The 22031-nt window shown below is 60.3% G+C and carries 21 protein-coding genes and 1 pseudogene; 9 read left to right on the top strand and 13 right to left on the bottom strand.

Annotated features, from left to right (window positions below; all coding sequences use genetic code 11):
* A pseudogene (locus JMA46_RS12585) lies at window positions 1–364 on the top strand (hypothetical protein); the annotation flags it as partial.
* 239 nt (window positions 365–603) lie between these two features.
* Complete coding sequence (locus JMA46_RS12580) at window positions 604–1911, top strand: DUF2079 domain-containing protein (RefSeq protein WP_207345690.1); 1308 nt, start codon at window positions 604–606, stop codon at window positions 1909–1911.
* Between the two features lie 118 nt (window positions 1912–2029).
* On the opposite strand, the gene JMA46_RS12575 is transcribed toward JMA46_RS12580, so the two are convergent.
* Window positions 2030–3301: an MFS transporter gene (locus tag JMA46_RS12575; RefSeq protein ID WP_348770158.1), complete on the bottom strand. Its 1272-nt coding sequence runs from the start codon at window positions 3299–3301 to the stop codon at window positions 2030–2032.
* A gap of 67 nt (window positions 3302–3368) precedes the next feature.
* On the bottom strand, window positions 3369–4424 hold the full coding sequence (locus JMA46_RS12570; RefSeq protein WP_207345688.1) for a Gfo/Idh/MocA family oxidoreductase: 1056 nt from the start codon (window positions 4422–4424) through the stop codon (window positions 3369–3371).
* A 35-nt stretch (window positions 4425–4459) separates the two neighbouring features.
* Between JMA46_RS12570 and JMA46_RS12565 the strand changes: the two genes are divergently transcribed.
* Complete coding sequence (locus tag JMA46_RS12565) at window positions 4460–4876, top strand: helix-turn-helix domain-containing protein (protein ID WP_207345687.1); 417 nt, start codon at window positions 4460–4462, stop codon at window positions 4874–4876.
* A gap of 92 nt (window positions 4877–4968) precedes the next feature.
* Window positions 4969–6066: an alanine dehydrogenase gene (gene ald, locus JMA46_RS12560; protein ID WP_207345686.1), complete on the top strand. Its 1098-nt coding sequence runs from the start codon at window positions 4969–4971 to the stop codon at window positions 6064–6066.
* A 135-nt stretch (window positions 6067–6201) separates the two neighbouring features.
* On the opposite strand, the gene JMA46_RS12555 is transcribed toward ald, so the two are convergent.
* Window positions 6202–6450, bottom strand: a complete 249-nt coding sequence (locus JMA46_RS12555; RefSeq protein WP_207345685.1) for a hypothetical protein — start codon at window positions 6448–6450, stop codon at window positions 6202–6204.
* Between JMA46_RS12555 and JMA46_RS12550 the strand changes: the two genes are divergently transcribed.
* The gene (locus tag JMA46_RS12550; protein ID WP_207345684.1) at window positions 6425–6838 is read left to right on the top strand and encodes a GerMN domain-containing protein; all 414 of its coding nucleotides are present in this window, start codon (window positions 6425–6427) and stop codon (window positions 6836–6838) included. The genes JMA46_RS12555 and JMA46_RS12550 overlap by 26 nt on opposite strands.
* Window positions 6839–6897: 59 nt before the next feature.
* Entirely contained in the window at window positions 6898–8214 is a 1317-nt protein-coding gene (locus JMA46_RS12545) for an aminotransferase class I/II-fold pyridoxal phosphate-dependent enzyme (RefSeq protein ID WP_207345683.1), read from the top strand.
* Window positions 8215–8220: 6 nt separating this feature from the next.
* Here JMA46_RS12545 and JMA46_RS12540 read toward each other — a convergent pair whose 3' ends face one another.
* The 5 genes from JMA46_RS12540 to JMA46_RS12520 form a co-directional block, all read right to left on the bottom strand.
* On the bottom strand, window positions 8221–9006 hold the full coding sequence (locus tag JMA46_RS12540; RefSeq protein WP_207345682.1) for an SGNH/GDSL hydrolase family protein: 786 nt from the start codon (window positions 9004–9006) through the stop codon (window positions 8221–8223).
* Window positions 9007–9119: 113 nt separating this feature from the next.
* Window positions 9120–10466, bottom strand: a complete 1347-nt coding sequence (locus JMA46_RS12535; RefSeq protein ID WP_207345681.1) for a dihydrolipoamide acetyltransferase family protein — start codon at window positions 10464–10466, stop codon at window positions 9120–9122.
* A gap of 12 nt (window positions 10467–10478) precedes the next feature.
* Complete coding sequence (locus JMA46_RS12530; RefSeq protein ID WP_207345680.1) at window positions 10479–11453, bottom strand: alpha-ketoacid dehydrogenase subunit beta; 975 nt, start codon at window positions 11451–11453, stop codon at window positions 10479–10481.
* A complete protein-coding gene (gene pdhA, locus JMA46_RS12525) occupies window positions 11450–12700 on the bottom strand; it encodes a pyruvate dehydrogenase (acetyl-transferring) E1 component subunit alpha (protein WP_207345679.1) in 1251 nt (416 codons plus the stop codon). Before pdhA ends, JMA46_RS12530 begins: the two co-directional genes overlap by 4 nt.
* Window positions 12701–12862: 162 nt before the next feature.
* The gene (locus tag JMA46_RS12520; RefSeq protein ID WP_207345678.1) at window positions 12863–13984 is read right to left on the bottom strand and encodes a histidinol-phosphate transaminase; all 1122 of its coding nucleotides are present in this window, start codon (window positions 13982–13984) and stop codon (window positions 12863–12865) included.
* Between the two features lie 66 nt (window positions 13985–14050).
* Here JMA46_RS12520 and JMA46_RS12515 point away from each other — a divergent pair, with 66 nt between their 5' ends.
* Entirely contained in the window at window positions 14051–14479 is a 429-nt protein-coding gene (locus JMA46_RS12515; RefSeq protein ID WP_207345677.1) for a phage holin family protein, read from the top strand.
* Window positions 14480–14486: 7 nt separating this feature from the next.
* On the opposite strand, the gene JMA46_RS12510 is transcribed toward JMA46_RS12515, so the two are convergent.
* Entirely contained in the window at window positions 14487–16064 is a 1578-nt protein-coding gene (locus JMA46_RS12510) for a hypothetical protein (RefSeq protein WP_207345676.1), read from the bottom strand.
* A gap of 92 nt (window positions 16065–16156) precedes the next feature.
* Complete coding sequence (locus JMA46_RS12505) at window positions 16157–16615, bottom strand: hypothetical protein (RefSeq protein WP_207345675.1); 459 nt, start codon at window positions 16613–16615, stop codon at window positions 16157–16159.
* A 138-nt stretch (window positions 16616–16753) separates the two neighbouring features.
* Between JMA46_RS12505 and purB the strand changes: the two genes are divergently transcribed.
* Window positions 16754–18196 carry an adenylosuccinate lyase gene (purB, locus tag JMA46_RS12500; RefSeq protein ID WP_207345674.1) on the top strand — a complete coding sequence of 481 codons (1443 nt, stop codon included), beginning with the start codon at window positions 16754–16756 and terminating at the stop codon, window positions 18194–18196.
* A gap of 97 nt (window positions 18197–18293) precedes the next feature.
* Here the strand turns inward: purB and JMA46_RS12495 are convergent, their stop codons facing one another.
* The gene (locus tag JMA46_RS12495) at window positions 18294–19496 is read right to left on the bottom strand and encodes an aminotransferase class I/II-fold pyridoxal phosphate-dependent enzyme (protein WP_207345673.1); all 1203 of its coding nucleotides are present in this window, start codon (window positions 19494–19496) and stop codon (window positions 18294–18296) included.
* Between the two features lie 94 nt (window positions 19497–19590).
* Here JMA46_RS12495 and JMA46_RS17640 point away from each other — a divergent pair, with 94 nt between their 5' ends.
* Complete coding sequence (locus JMA46_RS17640) at window positions 19591–20247, top strand: peptidyl-tRNA hydrolase (protein WP_207345672.1); 657 nt, start codon at window positions 19591–19593, stop codon at window positions 20245–20247.
* A gap of 124 nt (window positions 20248–20371) precedes the next feature.
* Here the strand turns inward: JMA46_RS17640 and rlmN are convergent, their stop codons facing one another.
* Window positions 20372–21538, bottom strand: a complete 1167-nt coding sequence (gene rlmN / locus JMA46_RS12485; RefSeq protein ID WP_247647278.1) for a 23S rRNA (adenine(2503)-C(2))-methyltransferase RlmN — start codon at window positions 21536–21538, stop codon at window positions 20372–20374.
* 187 nt (window positions 21539–21725) lie between these two features.
* Entirely contained in the window at window positions 21726–22016 is a 291-nt protein-coding gene (locus JMA46_RS12480; RefSeq protein WP_348770157.1) for a MoaD/ThiS family protein, read from the bottom strand.
* Window positions 22017–22031: the final 15 nt, after the last annotated feature.

The raw sequence follows: 22031 nt of genomic DNA, 5'->3' as shown, positions 1-22031 counted from the left end.
TCACCTGCTCAAACACTTCAAAGACGACAAAACCAGACACGGCCACTACCGCCGCGAACACGACCCGGAACGAACCAAGATCCGCCTCCGCGGCTGGAAACCCCTCCCCACCACCAACGGCACCACCACCAACGGCACCACCGCCTGGCTCAGCCCCTCCGGAAAATACCACCGACCCCAACACCACGAACCCCGACCACCGGCCTACCCCAAATGGCTCAAAAAACGCCTCAACAACGCACTCAACACGGCCCTCAACACCCTCCAAACCACCATCCCAACCACCAACCTGGGACCGCAACCCACCATCACCAGCCCACTAGAACACATCCTCATCAACTACACCAAACACCACAAAAAATAACCACGGGCAAAGTCGCTCAGCATCATCGACCGCTATGGGCTCCATGACATATCCGCAACGAGACAGCCAGCGATGGCAGCACATTTAACAATGCCGGAAACGACCTGTTCGCGCCCTAGACTTTCCCTGTGACCACAGTTCAAAGCACTAGGCCCCCAGCTGCCCCCACTCGGGCCGCTTCCAGTGGATGGAACAATTTCAGGCACGCGATCACCACCCCCCTGGCACTATCCGGGTTTATGGGTGGGCTGGCCTTCATTACGTATTCAGTGTTCTCATGGCTGCAATGGCACAGTTACACCATTCGCTCCTGGGACCTGGGCATCTTCACTCAGCTTGCCAAGGACTATGCGAACTTCCGCCCGCCCATAGTGAGCCTCAAGGGGGATGGTTATAATCTCCTCGGTGACCACTTTCACCCGCTTCTGGTCATACTCGCACCGTTTTATCGGCTATTTCCCAGCGCCTACACGCTATTGGTTGTTCAAAACATCTTGTTGGCGCTTTCTGTCGTCGCCGTCTGCAACTTCGCAATAAAGCGATTGGGAACAATCACTGGCGTGTGCCTGGGCCTCGGCTATGCCCTCAGCTGGGGCTTGCAGTCAGCCGTAGATTCCCAGTTTCACGAAGTTGCTTTTGCCGTACCTCTGCTGGCGCTTGCCTTGGTTGCGTTGCTGGAGGAGCGCTGGCGTTCTGTCTGGTTATGGGCCGCGTTGCTGGTTTTCGTCAAGGAAGATCTGGGGCTGACTGTATTTGTCATCGGACTTGTCATGGCCTGGCGGGCACGTAGTTCGGCAGGACTCTGGCTCTCCGTGTGGGGTGTCGGCTGGTTTGTCCTCACCACGAAAGTCATTCTGCCCTCGATGAATCCTGGCGATCACTGGGCCTACCAAAGTCAGCTCAACATCCGTGGATTGCTCAGCGACCCTGGTTCCCTGCTCCAACAGGACAAGGTCGCAACGGTCTTGCTCTTGGTAGCCATCACTGCTGGGCTATGTCTCTTCTCCCCGCTAACCTTGATTGTGCTTCCAACTCTTGCGTGGCGCTTCTTGTCCGATCTGCCCGTTTACTGGGGACAGGAATGGCAGTACAGCGCGGTACTCATGCCAGTGATTTTTTGCGCAGCCATCGATGCTCTTTCACGTCGGAAGGTACTCAATTCCGTCCGCTTAAGACGCCTCGCAGGCACAGCGGTATTGTTGATTGCACTAGTTTTGACTAGCCAGTATGCCTTTGGCAAGCTTTCCGACCCATCCAAGAATTTCCCACTCACCACCGCAGCTTCCTCTCAAAACGCCTTGGCAGCAGTGCCGGACGGTGTGACGGTGGAAACTGATATCTCCTTGATGAGCTACCTGGTCGACCGCACTGAAGTGTACTGGGTTGGGAACAAGAACCCTGCCCCCGAGTACGTGTTAATGGACGTTTCCAGCCGTGCGGGCGTTGTCTCTACTACCACCGCAGCCGAGGCGGAGCAGCGCTTCCCGGGCACACGTTTCATCACCGTCTTCGCCGACGGTCACTACCAAGTAGCAAAAAGGCAATAGTCGCCCATAAGATCATCGTCAGTTTGCGTCGGCGGCAGCCTTACGGGTTTTGGGGATGCCGAACCTGTCCCAGAGGTCTGTGAAACCTGGTCACTGAACTTCCGAAATCCATAGAGACCTAGTCCACACTCTTGATCTTTACCACGAATACCGCGCCAAGCAGGCCAATAATTGCCGCAACCACGTAGAGCGTGACGTAGCCCCCGAGGATGGTGACGAGCGGCCAGGCAATGATCGGCGCGATGACCTGCGGTAGCGAGTTCGCCACGTTAATGACGCCCATGTCCTTGCCTCGACTCGCCGATGACGGCAGCACCTGTGTGAGCAAGGCAAAATCAACGGCCAGATACACGCCATAGCCAACACCCAGGACTGCAGCCCCCACAAGCGCCCCAGTCCAAGTGGGGAAGAACGCCAGAATCAACGCGGCAAGGGCAATGATGGCCGATGACGCAATGACAAACGGTTTTCGCTTGCCAACCTTGTCCGTCCATTTCCCGCCAATCACAGCGGTGATCAGAGTCAAGACGGCATAGATCCCCGTCAGGATCAAAACACCGAATTCGGGGTTCTTGAAGCCCACCGCGTCCGTGAGGAAGAACAGCAGGTACAAGGTCACCAGGTGGTTTCCCACATTGACCAAGAACCTTGTTACCCAAGCCCAGGCAAAGTCAGGATACTTCCGTGGCGAAATCCAAAAGCCTTTGACGAAATTCGGCCAGGTAAATGCTGGCTTGTATTTGGCATCAAGCACGTGGTCATTGGCGAAAAACAAATACGGCACCATGCCGACTATGAGGCTGGCTGCACAAATGATGAAACCCAGCCTGAAATTACCGGCGACGACGGCGGCAATCGCGGCACCCACAAGGATTCCGGCCACAGTGCCCATTGAGGACAAACCGCCGATGGTACCGCGCTGCCGCACGGGCACCTGGTCGGGAATGGCAGCGGTGGTAGCGGAGAGCGCACCGTTGCAACCAAGCTGCACCAAGCACCACAACAACGTCATGGCAGCAACGGACGGCGCGCCAGCCAGGCCCACCAGCCCGATGGTTCCAAGCAACGCCCCAATGAAGACCCAAGGCACCCTGCGTCCAAAACGTGAGGTCGTCCTGTCGCTGAAGGTGCCAAACAGCGGGTTGGCGACCAAGGAGACTGCGGCACCGGCACCCGTGACGAGCGCCAGAATGCCCTCTTTGTCGGCTTGGCTAAAATCGGCAGCCTGCTGGCCCAATAAAACCTGGATGGGACCAAAAAATGCGGCGTTGATGCCTACATTGACCAACACAATGGAGGCTGTCCACCGGTGGCGTACATTCACTTCGGGTTCTGCCAACGCCAAACTGGCTGGCTGTTGGCCTTGGAGGCCCGATTCTTTGTCGTTCACTGTAGCTTCAGTCTCCCCGATTAATCCCAGCTGCACCATGCGTTCGCCCCAGTTTACGCACGGCTGTTCACTGAGTCTGCGCGTTACGAAGCTGTTCGCTGGCCCGGACTTGCTCGATGATGCGAAGCCCTGCCACGGAGTCCTCCGGATCCACCGGCACTGGGCCTCCCTCAATCATCGCCGCCGCCAACAACTCGTAGAACAGCGCAAAATTACCCGGTTCCGTAGGCACGGACACTAGTTCTCCGGTCCGGCCCACAGTGCCCCAGTCCGCTTCCGGCTCAACTCCATAGGCAGGGTTCCCAGGGCAGATACCGGACTTAATTTGGCTCTCCTGAACGTCTGCGCTTTCCTTCACATAGGCGGCCTTCACGCCAAGAACACGCATTCGTGGACCCATCTGGGCAACATTGAGATTCATCCACAGATGCGAGATGACACCGTTGGCGTGCTCAAGCGCCACGAAAACGTCGTCGTCGGCCAACTCTGCCAACCGCCGGGCGGCAAGCTCACCATAGACCCTCACTACTGGGCCAAAGAGTTGCAGCGCCTGGTCGATCAGGTGGGTGCCCAGATCGAAAAGGATGCCACCGCCGTCGGCCGCCGTAGCCTGCGCCTTCCACTCCTTCGTGATGTCAGGCTGCCAGCGCTCAAGCCGGGACTCAAAACGCCGCACCTCCCCCAGCTCACCCTGTGCGAGCAGCTTTTGCAACGTCAGATACTCCCCATCCCAGCGCCGGTTCTGGTAGGTGGTGAGAAGTTGGCCATGCTCCTTAGCCAAGGCGATTAGCGCCTCCCCATCGGCACTTGTGAGCGCAAACGGCTTGTCCACGACCACTGCACAAGCCGCCTCGAGCGCTGCGGTCGCCAAGGGGACATGCGTGGCTGGTGGGGTCGCGACTATTACCAAATCAATATCCTCACCGTGTGCACCCCGGTCCCATTCCTCACGTCCCACGATCATTGCCTGCGGATGTGCAGCCTGAGCCGCCGCCTGCCGCCGTGGATCCGACGTCACAATCACATCAAGGCTGAACTCTTTCAGCGACGCCAGGGAGGGGGCATGAAACACACTTCCCGCCAGACCAAACCCCAATAGTGCGGTACGGATTCTTTGTGCCATGGGTCATACCCTACAGCCGGGCTACCATGTGTTCCATGACGATTGATTCCCCCAGACTCAGTTCCCCTCTGAACACCACCGAGCAGGCAGCACTGGCTCGCACTCTAGCCAGCAGCGACGACGTGACAGTGTTTGTCGACGGGACTGCGCACCGCCTCGACGACGGCGCACGGGCTGCGGTGCTCGACTTGTTGCGCCGCCTTTCCAACGGGGATGCTGTCAGCGTGGCAAGTGTGGCGGAACTCCTCACGACCTCACAAGCGGCCGAAATGGCGGGGATCTCCCACACCTTCCTGCGCAACCTCACCGATCGTGGCGAGATTGCCGTCCAGTACCGCGGTTCCCACCGACGTATTCGCCGTCAAGACGTCACAGCTTGGCTCTTGGCACAGAAGGACGCAACTCACAACACCGCGACTCAAACCGCCGAAGAGAGGTCCCCCGGCACGTAGCCGGGTGCGTCACGCGCCTTTCTGCTAGTCTCAGCCCATGGATGGCGCTTGGCTCAATTCCGGGGATTTCCGGGGGATTAAGGACGAAGAACATGATCATTGGTGTTCCGCAGGAAATCAAGAACAACGAATTTCGCGTGGCCCTGACCACCTCCGGCGTTCATGAGCTCGTCAAGCACGGCCACACCGTGCTGGTGCAAAACAATGCCGGCGTCGGCTCCGGCATCAGCGACGCCGAATACGCCGCCGCAGGAGCTGAGCTGGTGTCGGACGCCAGCGACCTGTGGGCCCGCTCCGCTCTGGTAGTCAAGGTCAAGGAGCCGATTCCCAGCGAGTACTCCTACTTCCACCGCGGCTTGGTGCTGTTCACCTTTCTGCACTTGGCTGCCGACCCCCAACTCACGCACGCCCTCATGGACAGCGGGGTCACAGCCATCGCCTACGAAACTGTCCAAATTGGACACTCACTCCCATTGCTTGCGCCCATGTCCGAGGTTGCCGGCCGCCTTTCCGTGCAGGTCGGCGCCCAATGCCTGACCGCTCCAGCCGGTGGCCGCGGCATCCTTTTGGGCGGGGTGCCAGGAGTTCGGCCAGCGAACGTGGTGATCCTCGGAGCCGGCGTTTCAGGCTCCAACGCTGCCGCCATGGCCATCGGTTCCGGCGCAGACGTGACCATCCTTGACATCGACATCCCACGCCTGCAGGAATTGGATGCCCAATATCAGGGCCGCCTGAAGACCCTCGCTTCTAATACCTTGGAAATCGAAAAAGCAGTGCTGCAGGCAGACCTTGTCATCGGCTCTGTGCTTATTCCCGGCGCGAAGGCTCCGAAACTGATCAGCAATGACCTGGTCTCCCGCATGAAGCATGGCTCGGTCTTGGTGGATATTGCCGTGGACCAGGGCGGCTGCTTTGAAGACACCCACCCGACCACCCACGAAGACCCCACCTTCAAAGTCCACAATTCAATCTTCTACTGTGTGGCTAACATGCCCGGGGCGGTCCCCAACACCTCCACCTACGCACTGACCAACGTGACCCTGCGCTACACCTTGGCGCTGGCGAATCTCGGGGTGGCCAAGGCATTGGCCTCCGATCCTGCCTTGGCAGCGGGCCTGAACGTTGCCAGCGGACACGTGACACATCACTCGGTTTCCACCGCACTCGGCCTACCTTTGTCCGGAAGCTAGCGTCTGTGTGCGCACGAGCACTGTGACCTGACCGCGACAACATTGCGGTTGAGTCCCCTTTTTTCCTCAACCTCTGGTTCTGTCGGCCCGCCGCGCCTAACTTGGTTCCATGGGACATTGCTTGTCCCCCGAAGTTCACCGGGAGGTCGCCATGCGCAGCATGGGAAAGTGGTCAATCACCGCAGTGCTGGCAACTGGGGCCTTGATTTTGGCTGGCTGCACGGGCAATCCGACGCCATCGGCCACGGCGCCTGCCCCCGCCACCACCGCGGCCTCGGCAACCACGACGCCGGCCTCGGCAACCAGCGGAACCCTGGCTCCGGCGTCGAACGTTCCAACGGATTCAATGGAACCGACCGTGCTTCCCAAAAACGCGTCGGTCACGTTGTTTTACATTGCCATGGCCGACGGCGGGACCTCGGGTCCCACGGTGGGCTGCGGTGACAGCGCCGTTGCCGTGACCAGCCCGGCAGTCAGCTTTACGGACCCCGTGGAGGGGGCGTTGCGGACCCTGTTGGAGAACCACTCCGAAGAAATCGGCCAGTCCGGGCTTGTCAACACACTGTGGCAATCCCGGCTCACGGTGGATTCAATTGACCGCTCCGGGGGCACCGTCACCGCACATCTGACCGGCACCCTCACCATGGGCGGGGAATGCGACATCCCACGCGTTGAACAGCAGCTTTCCCTCACGGCCCAGCAAGCAGCGGGCGCACCCGTGGCCATCACCATCAATGGAAAAACGTTGAGTGAGGCACTGAGTCTGAAATAGCAGTCACCTTGGAAAAACTTTTGATGCCTATTTAGCAACAATGGTTATATCCTGAGCACGTGAACACTCCAAGCTCTGGCGCCAATGCAGCCGCCGAATCATTGTCCGAAGAAACCGTCGACGCCTTGGTCAGGGCACAGCAAGGAGCTGCGCCGGTTCAATCTGCTCACCGGCACGAGTCCCTGCTGTCCTCCCGTGCAGCCAACATCAAGCAGTCGGCTGTGCGTGATGTGTTTGAAATTTCCATGCAGCCGGGTCTCGTGTCACTGGCTGGTGGCAATCCTTACTTGCAATCGCTGCCGTTGGACCGGCTGGCAGCCACAGCGTCCGCCATCATTTCCGAGCATGGTTTGGAAGCACTGCAGTATGGCGGAGGTCAGGGCACCTTGGAACTGCGCACCCAAATTTGCCAGGTGATGGCAGCCGAGGGCATCGTTGGCGCGGACCCGGACAACGTGGTGATTACAGCCGGCTCGCAGTCCGCGCAGGACGTCGCCGCCAAGGTCTTTTGCAATCCTGGCGATGTGATCCTGCTGGAAAACCCCACCTACGTCGGTGCCCTCAACACCTTTGAAGCTTATGAGGTGGACATCCAGCCTGTTGCCGGAGATGAACACGGTCTGATTCCGGACGAGCTCCGCAGCACCATCGCCCGCGTGCAAGGCGAAGGCAAAACCATCAAGTTGCTGTACACGATTCCCAATTTCAACAATCCATCCGGGGTGATGCTGGCTCCTGAACGTCGGCAGGAAATTGTCGACATATGTCGTGAAGCGAATATCTTGGTGCTGGAGGACAACCCCTACGGCCTGTTGAAGTTCGACGGCGTCCTGCCGCAGCCATTGCGCGCCGCAAACCCCGAGGACGTGCTGTATTTGGGCTCGTTTTCGAAGATCTTTGCTCCCGGACTGCGCATTGGCTGGGCGCTGGTGCCAGCCCATCTCAAGCAGCGTTACTACCTGGCCAGTGAGGCGGTCACACTTTGCCCACCCACATTCAATCAGCTTCTCGTCAGCGAATACCTGAACAAATATGATTGGCAGGGACAAATCGCCACCTACCGGGAACTGTACGCCCAGCGGTGTGCCGCCCTGCTTGGCGCACTTGATGAATTCATGCCTGAAGGAGTCAGCTGGACCCGTCCCGAAGGTGGGTTCTTTGTCTGGCTCACCTTGCCTGAGGGAATCGACACCTACCCACTGCTGTACAAAGGGATCGATGCTGGTGTGGTGTTCGTCCCGGGTGCCGCTTTCTCTGCAGACGACGGTCCCAGCAACAAACTGCGCTTGGCTTTCAGTGCGGTGCCGCCGGAGGCTCTGCGCGAAGGAGTTAAGCGGCTGGCACCCGTGCTGGCAAGTGCCTTGGGTGAACTTTAGGTGCCGCTAAGGGCGTGCCTTGCTGAACGCACCGTCCCACAACCCGTCGTGATGCATGGCATTCGCTATTGCTGGCGCCAGAACAGGTTCCATGTGTTGAGCCAAGTATGCTTCACCTGCGGCATTGGGATGCTCCATGTCGCTGCTCAGATACTGGTTATCCGCGCCCTGGAACCAGCCAAGGGCTACAGGGTCCACGAAGTGCACCCTGTAGGTGGCCGCTGACTGTGAAAGAGCCGAAATGATCGAAGTCAGCTGCCCATCAGCGTCATTTGATTCGGACGTGGGGCCCACCATGATCACTCTGGCCTGCGGAGCCAGCACCTTGACCCGATCCAAGACCGTTTGTACGGCCTCGGCAAGTCCCGATTGTCCGGTGTCGTTGTCGGAGCCAAAGAGGACCACCACCTGCGACTGCGAGTTGACGACCCGGTTAGCCAGATCCAAGAACACGTCGCCAGCCTCCCCTGACTGGACATAGCCGGCACCGTTCTCCGAGGCGTTGGTAATATCCGCTTTCAACCCCGTGTCGGCGATGAGCGTCTGCTCCTGGTCCGGCCAAGTGACCCCTGGAGTTTTGAACCCCGTACTGAGGGAATCGCCGATCATATCGACGTGAACGTCGGTCACAGCACCCTTGGGCGGCACGGCCGCATAGGCGACGGCGGAGAAGGCAACCACCAGCAGCACTGCCACCATCAACAGCGCCACCGCGGCCCGGCCTTGCCAGTGAAACCACGTACCAACAGATGAGCGGCTGCGCCCGCCCGCCATGAACTCGGCTTCCCTCATGGTTCCAGCATGTGTCCTGGAACTGGGATGCCCCGGGACGCAAGCTGGCTGTTTTTTATGAGTGGGCTGGGAGGTCCCACACTCAGATCGATCCATCGGCTCAGTTAATCCGTTCAGTCGAGTAGGAGCGCAGGCTCTTCCATGATCGCCGCCACATCAGCCATGAACCGTGCAGACAGGTCACCGTCCACCACACGGTGGTCAAAAGAACCGCCCAGGGTGGTGATCCAGCGCGGGATGACTTCACCATCAAGGACCCACGGCTTTTGCTTGATCGTGCCGAAGGCCACGATCGCAACCTCACCGGGGTTGATGATGGGTGTGCCGGTGTCGATGCCAAGGGCTCCGATATTGGTCACTGTCAATGAGCCGCCCTGCATGTCAGAAGGCTGTGTCTTACCGGCGCGGGCTGTGGCGGCCAAGGAATTCAGCGCAATGGCCAACTCCTTCAAGGACAGGTTTTGTGCATCCTTGATGTTCGGCACCATGAGCCCCCTCGGGGTTGCTGCTGCAATGCCCAAGTTCATGAAGTGCTTGATGATGATCTCGTCCCCTGTCCACGTCGCATTGACGGATGGGTTGCGTGCCGCCGCCCAAATCACGGCCTTGGCCAGAATCAGCAGGGGTGAGACCTTGATGCTCTCGAAATCTCGGGAAACTTTCAGGCGTTTGACGAATTCCATGGTGCGGGACGCGTCAACGTCCACGAAGATGCTCACATGAGGGGCAGAGAACGCACTTTCCACCATGGCCTTGGCAGTTGCCTTGCGCACGCCCTTGACTTTGATGCGCTCCACACGCGGGTCATCTGCTAGGCCGCTTCCCTTGGCTGGTGCCCAAAATGTACCGGCCCCGTCTTGCTCGGCTGTCCGTTGGTCCTGGTAGCTGAGCAGGTCCTTCTTGGTCACTTCACCGCGCAAACCAGTCGCCGAAACATCATTCAAGTCGATGCCCAGGTTTTTGGCAGCCTTCCGCACCGGAGGCTTGGCCAGCACGTGGTTTGGCTTGGCCGGCGCAGCGACCAAAACTGCGCTCTGGGCTGCCGCAGGTGCTGCTTGGACGTGCACGGCGGACGACGCACCAAGACGCGGGCGGCGTTTGACGGCGTCGGCCTTGGGACCGGAGCCCACCAGCGGCTTCATGACGTCAGTGTCGGCAGAATCAGCCGCGGCGACTGGAGCAGCAGCAGGAGTCACGGGGGCGTCCACCGCCGCAACTTCGGAGCCGATGGCGATGATGGCCGTGCCAACTTCCACCGTTTCACCCTCGGCCACCATCAACTGGGCCACCATCCCAGCGTGCGGAGAAGGCAATTCGACGATCGACTTGGCTGTTTCGATCTCCACGATCACGTCGTTGATGGCGACGATGTCTCCGAGCTTGACCTTCCAGGAGACGATTTCAGCCTCTGTCAGGCCTTCGCCAACATCAGGCAATTTGAACAGGAAAAGGTTCGACATGGTGCGGCCTTCCTAGTATGCGAAGGCGCGATCCAACGCCTCCAACATGCGGTCGATGTCCGGCAGGTAGTGTTCTTCAACGCGTGCCACCGGGTAGGGCATGTGGAACCCGCCCACACGGATTGCCGGGGCTTCGAGCGAATAAAAGCAGCGTTCACTGATACGGGAAGCAATTTCGCCACCGATGCCACCAAAGGTGGGGGCTTCATGGGCCACAACGAGCCGGCCAGTCTTGTTCACGGACGTCTCTAGCGCATCGAAGTCGATCGGGGAGATGGAGCGCAAGTCAATGACTTCAACACTGTGCCCGTCCTCGGCGGCCGCATTGGCTGCGGCCAGGGCTACCGGCACAAGCGGGCCATAGACCACTAAAGTGGCGTCCGTGCCTTCGCGAACCACATGGGCCTTAAAAGGATCACCCGGGGCATTTTCGGTGTCAACCTCGCCCTTGAGCCAGTAGCGGCGCTTGGGCTCAAAGAAGATTACCGGATCCTTGCACTCGACGGCCTGCTGGATCATCCAGTAGGCATCGTTTGCGTTGGAAGGGGTGATGATGCGCAGGCCGGGCGTGTGCGCAAACAGCGCTTCGGGCGACTCGGAATGATGCTCAATGGAGCCGATACCGCCACCGTACGGAATGCGAATGACCACAGGCGCGCTAAGCTGGCCGTCTGAGCGCGTGTGGATCTTTGCCAGCTGCGTCGTAATTTGGTTGAAGGCTGGGAACACGAAGCCGTCGAACTGGATCTCACAGATGGGACGGTGCCCGCGCAGGGCCATGCCGATGGCGGTTCCGATGATGCCGGACTCGGCCAGCGGCGTATCCATGACACGGTGAGCGCCGAATTCCGCCTTAAGTCCCTCAGTGACGCGGTACACGCCACCAAGTGAGCCTATGTCCTCGCCCATCAAAAAACTCTTGGGGTCGTTCCGCAAGGTGGCTCTCAGGCCTTCGTTGATGGCCTTGGCAATGGTCATTGTGCTCATGCTGCACCGCCCTGCGTGGTGGAAGGCTGGGATTGGGCATCACCAAAGGAAGCCTCATAGTTTTCAAACCAGGCCAACTCTTCAGCGACCAGGGGATGTGCTTGGGCGTAGACGGTGGCGAATTTTTGTCGAATGTCAGCCCCACCCAACGCCAGCGTTGCTTTGCGGACATGCGCAGCCAGCTCGTCGCCGTCGTTCTTCACTTGCTCAAAAAAGGCGTCATCGGCGAGGCCCTCGGAGCGCAGGTATGCCTCCAGGCGCAGCAGCGGTTCCTTCGCCTTCCAGGATTCCTCTTCGGCGCTCATCCTGTACTTGGTGGGATCATCCGCCGTGGTGTGGGCACCGAGACGATACGTGGAGGCCTCAATGAAGACAGGGCCTTGACCGTTGCGGGCATGTTCAAGCGCCCACTTGGACACTGCGTAGACGGCCAGAACGTCGTTTCCGTCAACACGGATCCCTGGGATGCCGTACCCACCGGCACGGTTCACCAACGGGATCTTGGATTGAACTTCAAAGGGAACCGAGATGGCCCAGTTGTTGTTTTGGCAGAAGAACACGACGGGAGCGTCGTAGGAGGCGGCGAAGACCATCGATTCGTGGACGTCGCCCTCACTGCTGGAACCATCACCAAAATATGCCGTGACAGCGGCTGGCTCGGTGGTGGGATCTGCCGCAAGATCGCGGGAGATTCCCATTGCATAGCCGACGGCGTGCGGTACTTGAGCTGCCAACACGAGCGTGTAAAGGTGGAAATTGCACTCTCGAGGGTCCCATCCGCCATTGGATTCACCGCGGAAGAGCTTCAACAAGTCAGCCAAGTCCAAGCCACGTGTTAGTGCCACACCGTGCTCACGGTAAGTGGGGAACGCATAATCGGCCTTGTTCATGGCCCGCCCCGAACCGATCTGGGCTGCTTCTTGACCAACAACCGGGACCCACAGGGCCAGCTCACCCTGTCGTTGGAGGGCAGTTGCTTCGGTGTCAAAGCGGCGCACGGTGGCCATGTCCCGGTAAAAACCGCGCAGGGCATCCGCGTCCAAAGCCTCAACATAGGGGCTGAAGGTTGCGTCGTGGTGGGTATTTCCATGCTCATCAAGCAGCTGCACGGCCTCCAGCGGCCCCACAGCCCTGCTGCGCAAAACACCAGCAGACTCCCCTGCATGAGGGCGCGTAGATGCATACGGATCTGTGGCGTCGGGGTCCGTGCGGACTATCCCTGCAGCAGCTTCTTGGGCGGAGCCCATACTGTCTCCTCGTCTGCCGAATTCCAGAGGCAAATAGCCCTGTCCCGACTCGTTGGTGTCGATATATACCTTCTCTGGAATGCATTCCTGATGGTGTATATATATTCGTTTTCGATTTACAACTGTATCGGTACAGACAGGCAAAACATGCCTTGTTAACCGCTAGGAACGTCGTGGCGCTTTTGTATAAGTGGCACAGATTTCAAGGAACCGGGTGTTCGCTTCGGTTTCGCCGATGCTCACCCGGACCCCCTCGTCGCCAAAGGCCCGTACTGACAGGGCATGGCTCTGGGCCAATGCCGCAAACTCTTGGGTGTTGACACCGAGTTCCAGCCAGACGAAGTTTCCCTGCGCGTCAGGGACGGACCAGCCAAGAGCCGCGAGTCCCGCAGTGACACGGTCGCGCTCATCCACCAGGCTCTGCACTCTCTGAACAACTTGTGCGTAGTTCTCCACCGACGCTACGGCAGCCTGCTCCGCAATGCTCGAGACCGCAAAAGGTGTTGCCGCGGCTCGGAGGTATTGGGTGATGCCCGGCTGGGAAATGGAATAGCCCACCCGAAGTCCGGCCATGCCATGAGCCTTGGAGAATGTTCGGAGCACCAAGACATTGGGGTATTTGCGGTAGAGGGCAAGGCCGTCAACTGCGCGCTCGTCCCGAACAAACTCCGCGTACGCCTCATCAACTACGACAACCACATTTGTTGGGATTCTGCGAATGAAGTCCTCAGTATCCTGGGCAGACAGTGCCGGGCCGGTGGGATTGTTTGGCGTGCACAGCAGCACAACCTTGGTGTTCTTCGTAACGGCTTCCGCCATCGCATCCAAGTCATGGCTGCCATCGGCTCGCACGGGGACCTGAATGCTTTTTGCCCCGGCCAGCCCCACACAGATGGGGTAAGCCTCAAAGGAGCGCCAAGCGTAAACGACCTCGTCTTGGGCGCCGTCAGTGTTTTGACCAGCAAACGCAGCCAGGATCTGGTTCAGCGCGCCCAGGCTGCCGGCACCCGTGACGACGTCTTCCGCGGGCACGTCGAAGAACGCGGCCAAGGCGTTGCGCAGCAGTGTGCAGCTCGTATCTGGATAGCGGTTGACTCCGCTTGCCGAGTGCAGCACTTCCAGAACGGCCGGCACCGGTCCCAACGGGTTTTCATTGGACGATAGTTTGAAGCTTTCCAGCCCAGGCACGGCCTCTGGAGGTTTACCTGCCGCATATTTGGGCAGCAGGCCCACCACGGGCCGCGGGTGCACACTGGATTGTGCCGTGCTGTTTGTCTCGGTCATATCTCAAGCTTAAGCCTACGCCAGCCGGGAAGGCTCTTTATCGCCAGACTGTGGAACGATGAGCATATGCGCCGATTCGTAGTTCGAGTAATAATAAACGCCTTGGCCCTTTGGCTGGCCACCTGGATTCTTCCCGGCATGCACATTGCCTCTTCGTCGATTGTGAGCAATAACGGGGCCGGTCCAGAAGGGACTGCGAACATCATCAACACGATGCTGGCGTATCTGTTCATTGGTCTTATTTTTGGTGTGGTCAATGCTTTCGTCAAACCCATCGTGAAGTTTTTGTCGCTGCCTGTGACCATCCTGACTCTGGGTCTTTTTACGATCGTTGTGAATGCGGCTATGTTGTGGTTGACGGCATGGGTAAGCACCTTCACCCCCATCCAGTTCACGATTGACGATTTCTTCTGGACGGCCATCTTCGCTGCTCTCATCATCAGCGTTGTCTCCATGTTTACCAGCAATCTGGGCAAGTCGAAGTCTCGCCGGTAGGCACCGGTCAGCGCCAACCCGGCGCGTAGTCCTCTCCCGTTGCTGGCGCGGGGCGCGGGGCCGCTGGTTTGGTCTTCTTGGGCCGGTCCGGGGAGTCCTTGCCTTGATAGACAAACTTGGTTCCCTTCACCACTGCGCCAACTCCTACGCCGGCTCCAAGAATGTTTCGCAAAGTCTCCAAAGGCACCTGCACGGCAGAGGCATCGCTTGAGTCAAGGCTGGCTGCGTCCTTCATGTAGTTCTCCAAGGAGTGTGCCTGCTCAACGACGGTGCCCAAACTTCCCCCACTGACAGTCGGTGGACGGTGTGAAGTAACGCTCACCCAGTTCGGGGAGGCGGGTGGAGGCCCGTAGTCCACCGCAGTGACAATGTCATTGTCATTTTCTAAATTGACTACGGAAATTGTGCCGGAAACACCTGTATTCTTCGCCGGAGAACCCGCAATGACAATCATTTTGACATTGACCTGCTCCAGAAAGGCCGGGTCTGCCGACGCGGCGGCAGCATGAATCCCCCCTCCGCTGTGCCCCGTTAAGACGACCTCTTCACCCGGCAGTGCGCCCGCGGATTCAAGAGCTGACTTGATGAGTTCCTGCACCAGCACCTGCTTCTGCGTGAAGTGTTCCTTCCACTTGGCAGTCAGGGCCTCCATATTGCCTTCCATGTCGAACGGAACCGTACTGTCCACTGTGGACCAGTCTTCTGTTCCCGGTAAATGCACCACCCATGCGATCTGCCCGTCCGCACGCACCACCCGGACCACCCCAATGGAGCCGGGTGGATACCCGTAGGCGTCGTGGCTGCCAGCAAGCATGCCATGAATACTGGCTTCAACTTCCCACGGCTCCCCGGCCCGCGGATCCGCCATCGCATGGCCAGGAGGCCATTGCTTTGCATTGACATCCCATTCCTGGGCAGGAACCCGACGAACAGACACCTGTCCGGCTCGCGTCAAACCTGCTGCATCAAAGAATTTTCGCAGGACGTAGGCGGGCTGCGTTCCTGACGTTGTTGCATCAGCTCGACTCAGTTGGGACATCAGGTACGCAAGGCTTGCTACGGTCCCCAGAGCACCAGCAACAGTGGCTCCACCATTGTTGAGCAGTTGCTCCTCGGTGTCACGCAACCCTTGCTGCTTGGTACCCTCCACCATCCGGCCGGCCTTCACCGCCAGAGTCCAGGGAGCGAAGAGAGCCAGGTTTCTGGTATTGCGCCCCTCCGCCAAGGCCGCCAACTTGCTTGCCAATGCTGCCATGTTGATGGCCTGCGCTTCCGCGAGAGCATAATTCGCGCTGGCCTGTCGGGCTCTCCCTGCCAGTCCGGCGGTGTCTGCCAGCGCAGCTTTGCAGGACCACAGCGCATTTTGAATGTCTTCCAATGGCCCGTACGGAAAGACCGGCGCGCCTTGGGCTGCATCAGTCAACCACAGCCACTCCGATTGCAGCCGGTCAACCAGCGGATCCATCTGCTGGGCTAACCGGGCCAGCCGAGCCCCCGCATCCGTTATCTCTGCCAAGGTGTAGCTGATGGATCCTACACCTCCTTCAATGGAAAAGGAGGTTTCAGTACCTGCATCGTGCCCCATGTGCTCTGCACCCCATCCCCGCTTTTCAAAGCAGTTCCCAACCCTGTTCCACAACCCGGTTCCTCAACCCTGTTCCTCACCACCGCACCCGACTAAAACCCTGCGCCCCAGTCCGGTCCGAACCCTTGGCTAAATCGTGGCCCGAATTGCGTCCCGGACCCGGCTCCCTGCGGCCACTGAGCGTTCGGCGCCGCACATGGTTCACCTTGAACGGACGACGCCGGTGAGGACTGCAAGAAGGTGCCGTAACTTCCGACTGACGCAGCCGCGGATTCAACCTTCCGAACAGCACCCGCCAGTGCCATGCTGCAGGCGGACAGGGACTGGCGAAACGCCGTGGCGGCAGCGGAATGCCAGTCCGTTGCCTCAAGCCCCGCCATCTGTCTTCGAAGGACCTCCATCTCCTGTGCAATGCCTGACATCCGCTGCGCCACGACGGCCACCGCTTCGGCAGATGGGATGCTCCGCACCGCATCCCTACCCAGCCCCGCAACCCCTCCGAACTCTCCAACCCCACCCAGCCCCGGTTCCGGCCACCATGGGTTCCTCATCGAAGCCTCCTTTTTGAGTTCTCGATACAAGCCTAGGAATCCCTGCTGTTCACTGCCACAGCCAGCCATCATTTTGTGGAAGCACAGCCTGCACACCTCCGCTGTGGAGGAATTGGCGGTTCATGAAAGAATTGGCCCATGTCTGAATCCACACACCCCGCATCCCGCATCCCTTCCGGCCGCCTGTCGTTGGCCGCTTCCTCCGAGCGCATTGCCTTGGGACCCCTCGACGGCCGCTATTCCGGTGCCGTTGCACCGTTGGTGGACTACCTCTCCGAGGCTGCATTGAACCGTGACCGCGTTGGCGTGGAAGTTGAGTGGTTCATCCACCTGACAAGCAACAACACCCTGCCCGGCACCGAGCCGTTGACGGCCGACCAGCAGGCCGGGCTGCGCGCCATTGTGAGCGAATTTGATGCCGCTTCCGTGCAGGAACTGGCGGACATTGAAAAAGTCACGGTGCACGATGTGAAGGCTGTGGAATACTTCATCGGCAACCGCCTTGCCGCGCTTGGCTTGGACCGCTTGAAGCCGCTGGTCCACTTTGGCTGCACCAGTGAAGACATCAACAACCTCTCCTACGCTGTCGGCATCAAGGGCGCAGTGGAGGATGTGTGGCTGCCGGCGGCCCGCATGCTCGTGGAAAAGATTGCGGCCATGGCCGAAGAAAACCGCGCTGTCCCGATGCTCTCCCGCACCCACGGCCAGCCTGCCACCCCCACCACACTGGGCAAGGAGCTGGCCGTCACGGCCCACCGCCTTAACCGTCAGTTGGACCGCGTGGCCAAGACTGAATTCCTGGGCAAGATCAACGGCGCCACCGGCACCTACGCGGCACACTACGCCTCCGTCCCCGCCGCAGATTGGCAGGCCGTTGCCAAGGGCTTCGTGGAGTCCCTCGGCCTGAGCTGGAACCCGCTGACAACGCAGATTGAGTCCCACGACTGGCAGGCCGAGCTCTACGCTGACATGGCCCGTTTCAACCGCATTCTGCACAACCTGTGCACGGATGTGTGGAGCTACATTTCCATCGGCTACTTCGCCCAAGTCCCAGTTCCGGGCGCCACCGGGTCCTCCACCATGCCGCACAAGGTCAACCCGATCCGCTTTGAAAACGCAGAGGCAAACCTGGAGATTTCCAACGCCCTGCTGGACACCCTCGGCGCCACGTTGGTCACCAGCCGTTGGCAGCGCGACCTCACCGACTCCTCCAGCCAGCGCAACATCGGGGTCGCCTTTGGCCACTCCCTGCTGGCCATCAACAACGTACTGGGCGGCCTAGACCGTTTGGACACGGCCGAGGCCGTGCTTGCCGATGACCTCGACCACAACTGGGAAGTCCTCGCCGAAGCCATCCAAATGGTCATGCGTGCCGAAGCCATTGCCGGGGTTCCGGGCATGGCAGACCCGTATGAGCGACTGAAGGACCTGACCCGCGGACACCGCGTGGACGCCGCCCGCATGCAGGAGTTCGTCTCCGGCCTTGGTTTGTCCGACGACGCCGAGGCTCGCCTGCTGGCACTCACACCGGGCAAGTACATTGGCATCGCCGAGTCTCTGGTAGACCACCTGAAGAAGTAGTCTCCAAACAAAGTACGACGGCGGCACCCCAACTGCGCTTCAAGCGCAGCTGGGGTGCCGCCGGTGGTTGAACCCACCTAAACCAGCCGTTACCCGCCTAAGCCCGCTGGAACCTTTCGATCCGCTCCAGTGCCTCGTGGACGGCGTCGTACCCGGCGGCGAAGCTCAGCCGAACTGCCGCGCCCCCACCCACGCCGTCAAAATCAGTGCCTGGCACCAGCGCCACGCCCTCAGTTTCAAGCAGGTCGGAGCAATACTCCACCGAGTCCTTGTAACCTGCGAGCGCAGGGCCCAGGTCGGCGTAGAAGTAGAACGCGCCGTCGGCCGGGGCGGCATCCACCCAGCCCAGATCGGCCACTTTGTCCAAGACGTAGTCGCGGGTGCGGGAAAACTCGGCTACGGCCGCGTCGGCCTGAGCGTAGGACTCCTCGCTGAAGGCCGCCACCGCCGCAATTTGTGCCGGTGCGGGCGGGCACAGGGCCACATTTCCGGCCAGGGCGTCGACTGCTTGGATCAGGTCGTCGGGCACGATCGCCCAGCCGAGCCGCCAACCGGTCATGCCCCAGTATTTGGAGAAGCTGGAGATGACCACGCCAGAGCGGTCAAGCTCCCAGGCGCACACACCGCGGGGATCGGCCGCACCGGTGTCCGGGTACGTGACGCCGTGGTAAATTTCATCGCTCACCAGGCGCACCCCCTGCTCTGTGCACCAATCTGTTAGCACGGCCAATTCGTCCCGGGAGACCATGGTGCCGGTGGGGTTGGCAGGCGAGGCCAGCACGAGGCCCGCCAACGGACCGTGTTTGGCAACTGCGGCCGCCAGCATCTCGGGGGTGGGCTGGAATCGGGAGTCTGCCCCGGCGTCGAGCTCAATGACGTCAATACCCAAAGCCTTCAGGATGTTTTTATAGGCCGGATAGCCTGGACGGGCCAGGGCCACTTTGTCGCCAGGGTTGAACGCTGCCAGGAAAACAAGCATGAAGGCGCCGGACGAACCGGTGGTGACGGCAACATTGCGCGCAGGCACGTCAATTCCGTACCAGCGTTTGTAGTGCCCTGCGATGGCTTGGCGCAGATCAGCCAGGCCCAGTGCCGGGGTGTAGGTCAGCGCCGTGCCTGAGGCGTGAAGCTCTGCGGCCCGGGCTGAAACACCGCTGGGCGCCCCTCCACCAGGCTCCCCCGCACACAGCGAAACAACGTCACGGCCATCCGCGCGAAGCTCGGCCACGCGCGCCAAGATGTCCATGACGGCAAACGGCTGCACATTCGCACGGGCGGCAACGGTGAGTGGTTTGGGCATGGGCGCTCCTTGGTGACAACTTTTTGTACATCGTGTGCGGCCGGCAAGGGCCAAACTCCAGCTTCCCACACGCCAATGCCCCTACGCTGTATGGGTGAGTGAATACACCGAACGCAGTTTGCACGAATTGGTCCAGCCCATCATTTTGCTTGTCGACAGAGAGGAACCGGCCAGCGAACAACACGGCATTGCGGCCGCCGCGCTGGCATCCGTCCAGGCGTTCATGCGCGACCCCGACAACCCTGATTGGCAGCAGTGGGCGACAGGCGCTTTTGCCAAGTCGGTCCGGCGTGCCGACGCGAAGATGTTCGCCAGGGTCCTGGCTGCGTTTCCGGAACATGTGCTGTCCACCGTTGGCCAGGCGAGCGCCATCGGCCTGCCTCCCATGCCCGCCGCGGAATTGCCGAAGCTGCTGGCCAAGCTGCAGGTTTCAGGCACCACGCTGCCCACCGGTGATCCACTGCCCCCACAGCCGTTGAACATTGCGCTCAACGCCTCCCTGGACATGTCTACGGGTAAGGCCGCCGCACAGGCCGCGCACGCGCTTTTCGCCTGGGTGCTGGAGTCCAAGCCTGCGGTAGTGGAGGCGTGGGCGGCGGACGGTTTCCCCGTGGGCATTCTGGAACTGCCGGCGAAGGAGTTCCGCAAAGGTTTACGGAAGTCTGCTGGCCCCGTCATCCAGGACGCGGGACGCACCGAGATCGAGCCCGGTTCCACCACCGCCTATGTCACTGCGCGCAAGGTGAAGTGAGACCGGGGCAAATTCACCCCTTCCTCACTGCGGACGGGGACAACTTGCCACATGACAGCAACGAAACGCCTTTCTCGCCACTTGGCCCCTTCCTCGGGGATGGGACCCCGTCGGCTGGGGTGCGCTACTCAGCAGCGGCGAGCTGGCCGCACGCGCCATCAATTTCCTTGCCGCGGGTGTCGCGGAGAGTGGTGGGCACGCCGTTTTCAATCAGCGTGTCGATGAATTCCTGCATGACGTGCGGCTCCGAGCATGTCCAGATCGAGCCGGGGGTAGGGTTCAACGGAATCGGGTTTACGTGGACCCAGCCGCGGCCGCGCTGGTTGAGCTTCTTTGCGAGGAGTTCGGCACGCCACGGGTGGTCGTTCATGTCCTTGATCAGCGCGTACTCGATGGATACTCGCCGGCCGGTGACCTTGTAATAGTTGTAGGCGGCGTCCAGAACCTCATCCACCTTCCATTTGTCGTTGACGGGGATGAGCTCGTCGCGCAGTTCATCGTCCGGAGCGTGCAGCGACAGCGCGAACGTAATGGCCAGGCCTTCCTGCGCCAGTTTGTTAATGGCCGGGGCCAGGCCCACGGTGGAGACAGTGATGCCGCGGGCGGACATGCCCAGACCTTCTGGCCCGTCGGCAACCATGCGGTGCACGGCATTCATGACACGCTTGTAGTTCGCCAGCGGCTCGCCCATCCCCATGAACACAATGTTGGTGACACGCTCTGCGTCATGCCCGCCGTCGCGACGCAGATTCCCCAGCCCGCCCTCGGCGATGACGCGGTTGGCCTGGACAATCTGGTCAAGGATCTCCGCGGTGGACATATTGCGGGTCAAACCGGCCTGTCCAGTGGCACAGAACGGGCAGTTCATGCCACAGCCGCACTGGCTGGACACGCACAGGGTGATGCGGCCGGGGTAACGCATGAGGACGGATTCGACGAGCGAGCCGTCGAACAGGCGCCACAGGAACTTCACGGTATCGCCATTGTCGGTGGTGAGGCGCTTGATCTCCGTCAACAGCTTCGGAAACATCGTCTCGGTGATCTCGGCGCGGCGGTCCTTGGGGAGGTCGCTCATCTGCTCGGGATCGGTGGTGTAGTGCTGGAAGTAGTGCACTGAGAGCTGCTTCGCACGGAATGCGGGCAGACCCATCTCCTTAAACTTCGCCTCCCGCTCGGGCAGCGTCAAGTCGGCCAGGTGCACCGGCGGCTGGGAGACACGCGGCGACTTGAACTGCAGTAGCGGGCGGCCTGCTGGGTTCTTCGCCTGATCCCAGCCCTCGGTGGCGGGCATGACCTGTGACACACGGCGGGCGGGCCGGGTCCTCGTGGTGGTCTCGACGGATGCTGCTGGCGCGGTGCTGGGAGTGTTTTTGGGGGGAGTCATCCTTTCCATTCTCCACCAGAATGCTGTGAGTGTCCCCCTAAGGATGTTAAGGTCACATTTTCTCCTACTGCGGGACGGCAGCGTTTTGACACGCTCAACCCCCTGCCACGGATTGGACGACCATCAGTTCCTGGCCAGCGGCTGCGTTCGTTTGCAGCCCGGCCAGCCGACGAACGTCCTCTCCGTCGAGGTAGATGTTCACGTACCTGCGCAGATTTCCGGTTTCATCACGCAGCCTGCGCTCAAAAACGGGAAACTCGGAGCCAATGGCGTCCAACAGTTCCTCTACCGATGCACCGACTCCCACGTCGAGGCGCAATTCTTCCCTTCCATCCACCAAAGGCTGCAGCAGGCGCGGCACCAGCACAGTCACTTCACCAACCACGCCACCCTCCCCCAT

Source organism: Arthrobacter sp. E3 (genome assembly GCF_017353415.1).
Classification (GTDB): Bacteria; Actinomycetota; Actinomycetes; order Actinomycetales; family Micrococcaceae; genus Specibacter.
Note: the sequence above shows the minus strand (reverse complement) of the source record. Positions and strands in the feature narration are given on the sequence as shown.